General features: G+C 66.4%; 3 protein-coding genes. 2 read left to right on the plus strand and 1 reads right to left on the minus strand.

The genetic code is table 11. The features are described 5' to 3' along the window. Together ASD05_RS17460 and ASD05_RS17465 are read left to right on the plus strand one after the other, a co-directional pair. Window positions 1–255, plus strand: a 255-nt coding sequence (locus ASD05_RS17460; protein ID WP_157610159.1) for a helix-turn-helix domain-containing protein, incomplete at its 5' end; no start/stop codon positions are given. Between the two features lie 219 nt (window positions 256–474). Continuing rightward, a complete protein-coding gene (locus tag ASD05_RS17465; RefSeq protein ID WP_235508017.1) occupies window positions 475–669 on the plus strand; it encodes a helix-turn-helix domain-containing protein in 195 nt (64 codons plus the stop codon). Window positions 670–689: 20 nt separating this feature from the next. Here the strand turns inward: ASD05_RS17465 and ASD05_RS17470 are convergent. Then, window positions 690–1108: response regulator (locus tag ASD05_RS17470; protein WP_157610161.1), on the minus strand; the 419-nt coding region annotated here is incomplete at its 5' end.

Here is a 1108-nt window from a genome sequence, read left to right on the forward strand (position 1 = left end):
CGCTACTGGGCCGAGACGCTGGCCGAGCGCGGCATGCGCACCGACGAGATCACGCTGCGCATGACGCGCGCCGAGATCGGCAACTACCTGGGCATGACGCTGGAGAGCGTGAGCCGCGCGCTGTCGCGGCTGGCGCGCGACAAAGTCATCGGGTTCGCAACCAAGGGGCGTCGCGACGTGCAGATTCCCGATGTGGGTGCACTGTCGGCCTTCGTGCAGCGCTGCCTGGCGCCGGCGCCTGCAATGCTTCAGTAAGGATCGGCGCGATCACGCGTTCAGTCGCGGCCGGCCAGCACCTTTGCCATGGCCCTTGCGAGTTCGGAGCGCGTATAGGGCTTGCGCAACAGTTCCCAGCTCTGCGGCACTTCGCGGTCGGCATCCAGCAATTCCGACGAGAAGCCAGACATCAAGAGNCGCTACTGGGCCGAGACGCTGGCCGAGCGCGGCATGCGCACCGACGAGATCACGCTGCGCATGACGCGCGCCGAGATCGGCAACTACCTGGGCATGACGYTGGAGAGCGTGAGCCGCGCGCTGTCGCGGCTGGCGCGCGACAAAGTCATCGGGTTCGCAACGAAGGGGCGCCGCGACGTGCAGATTCCCGATGTGGGTGCACTGTCGGCCTTCGTGCAGCGCTGCCTGGCGCCGGCGCCTGCAATGCTCCAGTAAGGATCGCCGCAAGCACGCCTTCAGGCACGGCCGGCCAGCAACTTTGCCATGGCCCTTGCAAGTTCGGAGCGCGTATAGGGCTTGCGCAACAGTTCCCAGCTCTGCGGCACTTCGCGGTCGGCATCCAGCAATTCCGACGAGAAGCCAGACATCAAGAGCACCGCCAGCTGCGSAAAGCGCTGCTGCACCTCTGTTGCGAGCCGCGTGCCGCGCATGCCGGCGCCCAAGGCGATGTCGCTCAGCAGCAGATCGAAGGGCCCGGCGCCTGCATCCAGTGCCGACAACGCCTGCTCGGCCGTGGCAGCGGTGAAGACTTCACAGCCCAGCGTGGTCAGGAAGGYGTGCACGACTTTGCGGACGTCTGCGTCGTCCTCGACCAGCATCACCCGCAGGCCGGGCGGAATTGTTTCGTCGGTGAGTTCATCCTCATCGATGGGCG

Source organism: Variovorax sp. Root434, assembly GCF_001426595.1.
Taxonomy (GTDB): Bacteria; Pseudomonadota; Gammaproteobacteria; order Burkholderiales; family Burkholderiaceae_C; genus Variovorax.